Below are 8083 nucleotides of genomic sequence, written 5' to 3' on the forward strand. Positions count from 1 at the left end.
CGCTAGCGTGCGCTGCTGCACTGCACACAAAGAGCGGAGTCGCAATGTCACGTCCTGCCAGCCTGGCCGCCGAACCCGAAACCCTGCGCGAAGTGGATCTGCCGGCAAGCGACCAGCCGCTGCGCGAGGACGTCAAGCGGCTCGGCGCACTGGTCGGCGAAGTGATCGCCGATCAGGAAGGCGAGGCCTTCTTCGAGCGGGTCGAGGCGCTGCGACGCCTGGCCATCCAGCGCCGCGAGCAGGGCCAGGGGCTTGAGGAGCTGGCCGCCGCGGTGGACGGACTGCCGCTCGATGAGGCCGAGGGTCTGGTGCGCTCGTTTGCGACCTATTTCGGCGTGGTCAACCTGGCCGAGCGCATCCATCGCATCCGCCGTCGGCGCGACTACCAGAAGCAGGCAACCGCGGCGCCGCAGCCGGGTGGGCTGCTGGCGGTGGTCACCGAACTCAAGGCGGCGGGCGTCGAATTCGACGAACTGGTTGCGCTGATCCGGCGACTGCACATCGAGCCGGTGTTCACGGCCCACCCCACCGAAGCCGTGCGCCGGGCCTTGCTGGAAAAGGAAGCCGAAGTCGTGCGCGCGCTGATGGACGACCTCGACCGCGCGCGCACGCCGGGTGAGCGGAGACTGGATCTGGCGCGCATCCGCATGGCCTTGACCAGCGGCTGGCAGACCGCCGAGAACGCGATCGAGAAGCCGACCGTGGCTGACGAGCTGGAGCACGTCAGCTACTACCTCGGTCACGTGCTGTATCTGATCCTGCCGGTGTTCCACGAGCTGCTGGCCGATGCGGTGGAAACCGTCTATCAGCGCACGCTGCCGGCACTGCCGCCGATCCTTCGCTTTGGCTCCTGGGTCGGCGGCGACATGGACGGCAATCCGTTCGTCGGTGCCGACACCGTGGAGGCCAGCCTGGCCGCACAGCGCAGCCTGATCCTCTCGAACTACCGTGGCGATCTGGGCCATCTTGCGGGCCTGTTGACCCAATCGATCGGGCGCGTCGGCGTCGACCCGCGCGTGCTGAAGCGCATCGATGACTACCGCGCGCGGCTGGGCGAAGCAGCACTACGGCTGCGCTCGCGGCATGACGACATGCCGTATCGACAGCTGCTGAACCTGATGATCCTGCGACTTGAGGCGACCGAGTCGGGTGCGGCGGAGGGCTACCGCGGCCCGGCCGGACTGCTTGACGATCTCAACCTGATCGCCCATTCGCTCAAGAGCCAGCGCGGAGAGCATGCCGGCTTCTTCGCTTTGCGCCGTCTGCTGCGCCGGGTCGAGGCCTTCGGCTTTCACCTCGCCACGCTCGACCAGCGCCAGGACTCCCGCGTCCACGACGCTGCGCTGGCCGACCTGTTGAAGGACTCCGAATGGCCGCAGCGCCCAGCCGACGATCGCGCCGCGCGGCTGGGCGATCTGCTCGGCGGCGAGCTCGCCAAGCGCAGCTCGGCCGAGGCCTCCACGCAGCGGGTGCTGGACGTCTTCGCCAAGCTCGCCGAGCTGCGCCCACGCTACGGCGCCGAGGCCTTTGGCCCCTACATCGTCAGCATGAGCCGCAGCGCCGCCGATGCGCTGGCCGTGCTGGCGCTGGCGCGTATGGGCGGGCATGCCGATGCCCTTGGCCGGGTGCCGCTCGATGTCGCACCGCTGTTCGAAACCGTGGACGACCTGGCGGCGGCGCCTGAGGTCGTCGCCGCCCTGTTCGATAATCCGGTCTATCGCGCCCACGTCGCCGCGCGCGGCGAGCGTCAGGTGGTGATGCTGGGATACTCCGACAGCGCGAAGGACGCTGGGCTCGCGGCATCGCGCTGGGCCATCCAGCGCGCGCAGATCGCGCTGTGTGCGCTCGGCGCCGAGCGCGGCGTAAGGATCCTGTTCTTCCACGGTCGTGGCGGTTCAGCCAGCCGCGGCGGTGGCAAGACCGAGCGCGCAGTGATCGCCGCCCCGCGCGGCAGCGTTGACGGCTATCTGCGCCTCACCGAGCAGGGCGAGGTCATCCACCGCAAGTACGGCATTCGCGCCCTGGCCCTGCGCAATCTTGAGCAGACGGCTGGCGCCGTGCTGCGCGCAACCGCGCGGCCGCGTCCGCCCGAGCCGCGCGAGCCCGCTTGGCGAGAGTCCATGGCCCTGATCGCCAGCGAGTCGCGGCGCGTCTACCGTGCCTTCGTGCATGAAGACCCGGCCTTTGTGCCCTACTTCCGTGAAGCGACGCCGATCGACGTGATCGAACGTTTGAAGCTGGGCTCACGCCCGGCCAAGCGCGCGGCCGGCGGCCAGGCCGGCGTCGAATCGCTGCGCGCGATCCCCTGGGTGTTTGCGTGGTCGCAGAACCGCTGCAACCTCACTGCGTGGTATGGCGTGGGCAGCGGTCTGGCCGCCGCGATCGAGGCCAAGGGCGTTGAGGCCATGGCCGAGATGGCGCGCGACTGGCCCTTCTTCGCCACCTTGGTCGACGATGTCGAAATGGTGCTCGCCAAGACCGAGCTCGATATCTTCGCGCGCTACTCGCAGCTGGCCACCGCCGAGCTGCACGTCGCGCTATTCCCGCGGATCGAAGCCGAGTTCGAGCGCACGCGACGTGCGGTGCTCGATCTCAAGAGCGCGCAGGCACTGCTGCTGGGTGACCGCCGCCTGCGCCTGTCGATCCGCCTGCGCAATCCCTACGTGGATCCGATCAGCCTGCTGCAGGTCGACCTGCTGCGGCGCTGGCGCGCAGCCGGCCGACCCGAGGACGCGCTGTTCCATGCGCTCGTGGCCACCGTGAACGGCATCGCGGCCGGCGTACAGAACACCGGTTGATTGCGGCGCTACAGCCCGTGCAGCGCCTGCTGCAGGTCTTCGATCAGGTCGTCGGCGTGTTCGAGTCCCACCGAGACCCGCAGCAGACCCTGCGGCGAGACCGGGTGCGCGCCTTCCACCGAGGCGCGGTGTTCGATCAGCGATTCGCAGCCGCCCAACGACGTGGCGCAGTGGAACAGGCGTGTGCTGCCGGCCACACTGAGCGCCGCCGCGCGGCCGGCGGCCAGCTCGAAGCTCAGCATGCCGCCGGGGTGCTTCATCTGCCGAGCCGCCAGCGCATGGCCGGCGTGTGAGGCAAGACCCGGGTAATGCACCACCGACACCGCCGGATGCGCGGCCAGCGCAGCGGCAACCTTCTCGGCGTTCGCGCAGTGCATGGCCATGCGCGCTGGCAGCGAGCGCAGCCCGCGCAGGATCAGCCAAGCGTTGAACGGGCTGGCGCTGCCGCCGAGCAGCTTGCGCACCTCGTAGCAGCGCGCGGCCAGCGCATCGTCGCGGGCGAAGCAGAGCAGGCCGCCCATCACGTCCGAATGCCCGCCCATGTACTTGGTGGCCGAATGCATCACCACGTCGGCGCCCAGCGCGATCGGCTGCTGCAGGATCGGCGTGGCGAACGTGCTGTCGACAATCACCAGTGCGGAGTGGGCGTGCGCGATCTCCGCGCAGGCGGCGATGTCGACCACCTGCATCAGCGGGTTCGAGGGCGTTTCGATCCACAGCGCACGCGTTTCACCATCGACCGCCGCGCGCAACGCAGCGAGGTCGCGAGCATCAACGAAGCGCGACGACAGGCCCCAGCGCGGCAGCCAGTGCTCGGCCAGCTCGCGCACACCGTGGTAAAGATCGCGCTGGAACACCACGTTCCCGCCCGCCGGCAACGCCTGCAGCAGACAGCTGGCCGCAGCCATGCCGGTCGACAGCAGCAGCGCGCGGGAGGCTCCGTCCAGCGCAGCGGCGGCCTGCTCCAGCCGAACCTGGGTGGGGTTGTTGTCGCGCTGGTAGAGGTAGCCGTGATCCTGGGTGCCATCAGGCGCATGCAGGAACGTGGTGGAGAGGTTGAGCGGCGCGGCCAGCGCGCCGGTCTCGCGATCGGGCTCGGCGCCGATGTGCACGGCGCGGGTTTCAAGGCGCATGGCCGGGTCCTGTGACGGTGGGGCGCACGCAGTCTGTGCGTGCCCGCACAACCCGGCAATGGTCAAAGGTCAGTCGATCGCAGCTTTGCGATACTGCGCGACCCGCAAGCCCCAGAGTCCCGCTCGATGTCCAGCCATGCACCCGCCGACGAACTGCTCGCCACCGCACGCCGTCGCTACCTGCCAATTTACCGCCCCCGCGAGCTGATCCTGGAGCGCGGCGAAGGCTCGCGGGTCTGGGACAGCGCGGGTCGCGACTACATCGATCTCGCCGGGGGTATCGCCGTCAACGCGCTGGGCCATGCCGATCCGGACCTGCGGGCGGCGCTGATCGAGCAGAGCGCCAAGCTCTGGCACACCAGCAACATCTTCTACAGCGAGCCGCCCGTGCGTCTGGCCGAGGAACTCGTCGAGTCTTCCGGCTTTGCCGAGCGTGTGTTCCTGTGCAACTCGGGCGCCGAAGCCAACGAAGCCGCAATCAAGCTCGCCCGCAAGCACGCTGCAGCCCAGGGCAAGGCGCCCGCGCAGAGGGTAGTCATCACGTTCCGCGGCAGCTTTCACGGCCGCACGCTCGCGACCATCACCGCGACCGCCCAGCCCAAGTATCAAGAGGGCTTCGAGCCTTTGCCGGGCGGCTTCCGCTATGTCGACTTCAACGACGTCGCTGCGTTCGACGCAGCCTTCGATGCCGATGTCTGCGCCGTGCTGGTCGAGCCCATCCAGGGCGAGGGCGGGGTGATGCCGGCCGCGCCGGGCTTTCTTGCGCACCTGCGTCGTCGCTGCGACGAGACTGGCGCGCTGCTGATGCTGGACGAGATCCAGTGCGGCATGGGCCGCACAGGCCGCCTGTTCGCCTGTCATGGCGAGGGGGTGGAGCCTGACACCGTGAGCTTGGCCAAGGCACTGGGCGGCGGATTCCCGGTCGGCGCTTTGCTGGTCGGCAAGCGCGCCGCCGAGAGTCTCGGTTTCGGCAGCCACGGCACGACCTTCGGCGGCAATCCGCTGGCGGCAGCCGTAGCGCGGGCGGCGCTGGCCAAGCTCAAATCGCCGGAGTTGCTCGCGAACGTTGAGGCCCGCGGCGCGCAGCTGGTTGCCGGCCTGCACGACATCAACCGCCGGCTCGCTGTGTTCAGTGGTGTGCGTGGCCGCGGGCTGATGCAGGGCGGGGTGCTGATCAAGCAACACGCATCACGCGCCGCCGAAGTGCTGGATGCGGCCGCCGTCGAGGGCCTGCTCGTGCTCTCGGCAGGCGTAGGCGTGCTGCGCTTCGTGCCGGCGCTGAACATCCGCGAAGATGAGTTGGCCGAAGGCCTGCGCCGGCTGGAGCGCGCGCTGCGGGCGGTGTTTGGCTGAGTCGCAGTCGCCTGGAGCGACGCTCTTGCGTCGCCCAGGGTGAAACCTCAGGCAACTTTTGCTTCCCTTAAGGCCTCGCGCGCTGCTGCAATCGTGGCCTCGATATCGGCGTCGCTATGCGCCGCCGAGATAAAGCCCGCCTCGTAGGCGGACGGAGCGAAGTACACCCCGCGCTTCAGCAGGCCGTGGAAGAAGCGGTTGAACGCTGGGATATCGCAGGCGGTGGCTTGGGCGAAGCTTTCCACCTTCTGGTCGGTAAAGAAGAGACCGAACATGCCAGGCACGCGGTTGGTGGTGACCGCCACGCCGGCCTCGCGAGCGGCGTCTTCCAGCCCATCGCAGAGGAGATCCGTCTTGCGCATCAGGTCTTGGTAGAAGCCCGGCGCCTGGATCAGCTCCAGCGTGGCTAGGCCGGCGGCCATGGCGACCGGATTGCCTGACAGCGTGCCAGCCTGGTAGATCGGACCCGACGGCGCGATCTGCGACATGACCTCGCGGCGTCCGCCATACGCGCCGACCGGCATGCCGCCGCCGATGATCTTGCCGAAGGTGCTCAGATCCGGCGTCACCCCGTACAGGGCCTGTGCGCCACCCAGGGCAACGCGAAAGCCGGTCATCACCTCATCGAAGATCAGAAGCGCGCCATGCCGGCTGCACAGATCGCGCAGGTGCTGCAGGTAGTCGGGCTTTGGGAGGATGCAGTTCATGTTGCCGGCGATCGGCTCGATGATCAGGCAGGCAATCTCGCTGCCGTGCTGCTCGAACAGTGCCGTAGCACCCTCGAAGTCGTTGTATGCCAGGGTGAGGGTAAGGTCAGCGAGGCCGCTGGGCACACCCGGCGAGGTCGGCACGCCGAAGGTCAGCATTCCGGAGCCTGCTTTCACCAGGAAGGCATCGCCGTGGCCGTGGTAACACCCCTCGAACTTCACCACCCGCGAGCGGCCCGTGTAACCGCGGGCCAAACGGATCGCCGACATCGTGGCCTCGGTGCCGGAGTTCACCATGCGGCTCATCTCCATCGAGGGCACGAGGCGCGCGACGGTCTCGGCCATTGTGACCTCAAGCGGGTTCGGCACGCCGAAGCTGAGGCCGTTCGATGCGGTGCGCGTGACCGCCTCCAGCACCTTTGGATGGGCGTGGCCAGCGATCATCGGTCCCCAACTGCCGATGTAGTCGATGTAGCGCTGGCCTTCGACGTCCCACAGGTAGGGGCCTTCGGCACGCGTGGCGAAGAAGGGTTCGCCGCCAACTGAGCGGAACGCGCGCACGGGCGAGTTCACGCCGCCGGGCATCAGCTGCTGGGCGCGCTCAAACAACGCGTGATTGGTGTGCATCGACATCTCCTTGAAACTCGGGAAAGGCTAGACGAAGCGCGCGTACTGCAGCGGCGGGATCGGCGGCTTCGTAAACGGAGGTGATGACGGCGAGCAAATCCGCGCCGGCAGCGACAAGGCTCGGGGCCAGCTCGGGTGTGACTCCCCCGATGGCGACGATGGGCAAACCCAGTGGGCGCGCATCTCGGAGCAGCGTTACCTCGGCGCGCTTCGCCAGCGGCTTTGTGCTTGATGCGGCAAAGGCCCCGAACGCTATGTAGCTGGCGCCATCGGCTCGCGCTTGTGTGGCCCTCTCGATGCTTGCATAGCAGGACGCCCCGACGAGGGCAGCCGGACCCATGCGCTCGCGCGCCAGCTTCACACCTGCATCGTCGCCACCTAGATGCACGCCGGTGGCCCCTACCCGCATGGCAAGCTCCGGATCGTCGTTGACAATCAACGCAACCTTGAACTCGGCGCACAGCTCCGCCAAGGCCAAAGCCTGATAGGCACGCAGCTGCATCGCGGCGACCTTGTTGCGGTACTGCAGAAGAACAACCCCTGCCGAAAGCGCCAAGCGGGTGCGCTCAAGCAGCAGGGAGGTGTCGCCCAGGTCCGGGGTGATCAGATACACGCCGCGCAGAGGCGAAGACATCGGCAGGCAAGCTTGGGCTGGGTCCAGCGGGCATGGAAGAATACCAGCGGACACCTATACCCACCGAGGACAACACATGAGCACTGCAGCGGCAGCCCACGGAACCCGACATTGGATGTGCGTGGTGTGCGGCTTCATCTATAGCGAGGCTGCCGGCTTGCCCGATGAAGGCATCGCGCCAGGCACCGCTTGGGAGAACGTACCGGAGACCTGGCTCTGTCCAGACTGTGGCGTCACTAAGTCGGACTTTGAAATGGTTGAGATCAAGGCCTGAGCCATGCCCCCGCGGCCCTCGCCCCACCCTAGCCTCGACCTTCAGGGCTGACCTCGTTCGGGGATGCCTGGCCCGAACGCCAGTTCATCGCCGCGGCGGACGCCAAGCGCGTCTGCGCTTCCTGCATTCAGCTCTAAGGTGTACAGGCTTGGTCCCGCGCTTGGGTAGCTGGGGCAGATGGCGCTTTTGCAAGGAGGCACGTTGCGGGCTACGGACACGAGCCGACGTTGGTCATCGAAGTAGAAGATGTCCAGCGGGATCAGCGTGTTCTTCATCCAGAAGGCCAGCGGCTGGGTCCGGTCGAAAAGGAACAGCATCCCTTGGTCTGAAGGCAGCTCGGTGCGATGCATCAGCCCCTGCTGCCTCGCTGCTTCCGTCTGTACGACCTCCACATAGAAGCGCTGACCCTTGATCTCCACCCACGTATCGGGGCGCGCTTGGCAGGCGGTGACGAGCAGAGTGAGGCTGAGCACGAGTAGGAGGCGCATGAAATCTCCGAACGGTGGGTGGCACGGGCGGAACCTTAACCAAGAAAGCTGCCGCGAACTTGTTCGCTT

At 67.6% G+C, this 8083-nt stretch carries 7 protein-coding genes; 3 read left to right on the top strand and 4 right to left on the bottom strand.

What is annotated here, in order from left to right; genetic code table 11:
- Window positions 1–44 precede the first annotated feature (44 nt).
- Window positions 45–2798, top strand: coding sequence for a phosphoenolpyruvate carboxylase (gene ppc / locus H4O13_19150; GenBank protein ID MBE5317516.1), 2754 nt, complete (start codon window positions 45–47; stop codon window positions 2796–2798).
- Window positions 2799–2806: 8 nt separating this feature from the next.
- Here the strand turns inward: ppc and H4O13_19155 are convergent, their stop codons facing one another.
- Complete coding sequence (locus H4O13_19155) at window positions 2807–3931, bottom strand: aminotransferase class I/II-fold pyridoxal phosphate-dependent enzyme (GenBank protein ID MBE5317517.1); 1125 nt, start codon at window positions 3929–3931, stop codon at window positions 2807–2809.
- 126 nt (window positions 3932–4057) lie between these two features.
- On the opposite strand from H4O13_19155, the gene H4O13_19160 reads away from it, so the two are divergent.
- The gene (locus tag H4O13_19160) at window positions 4058–5284 is read left to right on the top strand and encodes an acetylornithine/succinylornithine family transaminase (protein ID MBE5317518.1); all 1227 of its coding nucleotides are present in this window, start codon (window positions 4058–4060) and stop codon (window positions 5282–5284) included.
- Between the two features lie 47 nt (window positions 5285–5331).
- Here H4O13_19160 and hemL read toward each other — a convergent pair whose 3' ends face one another.
- Window positions 5332–6624, bottom strand: coding sequence for a glutamate-1-semialdehyde 2,1-aminomutase (hemL, locus tag H4O13_19165; protein ID MBE5317519.1), 1293 nt, complete (start codon window positions 6622–6624; stop codon window positions 5332–5334).
- Entirely contained in the window at window positions 6593–7252 is a 660-nt protein-coding gene (locus H4O13_19170) for a thiamine phosphate synthase (GenBank protein ID MBE5317520.1), read from the bottom strand. The genes hemL and H4O13_19170 overlap by 32 nt, the downstream gene beginning before the upstream one ends.
- A gap of 76 nt (window positions 7253–7328) precedes the next feature.
- Here H4O13_19170 and H4O13_19175 point away from each other — a divergent pair, with 76 nt between their 5' ends.
- Window positions 7329–7526: a rubredoxin gene (locus H4O13_19175; GenBank protein MBE5317521.1), complete on the top strand. Its 198-nt coding sequence runs from the start codon at window positions 7329–7331 to the stop codon at window positions 7524–7526.
- Window positions 7527–7567: 41 nt separating this feature from the next.
- Here the strand turns inward: H4O13_19175 and H4O13_19180 are convergent, their stop codons facing one another.
- Window positions 7568–8014 carry a DUF192 domain-containing protein gene (locus H4O13_19180; protein ID MBE5317522.1) on the bottom strand — a complete coding sequence of 149 codons (447 nt, stop codon included), beginning with the start codon at window positions 8012–8014 and terminating at the stop codon, window positions 7568–7570.
- Window positions 8015–8083: the final 69 nt, after the last annotated feature.

The organism is Lysobacterales bacterium, from assembly GCA_014946745.1.
Taxonomy (GTDB): Bacteria; Pseudomonadota; Gammaproteobacteria; order Xanthomonadales; family Xanthomonadaceae; genus Aquimonas.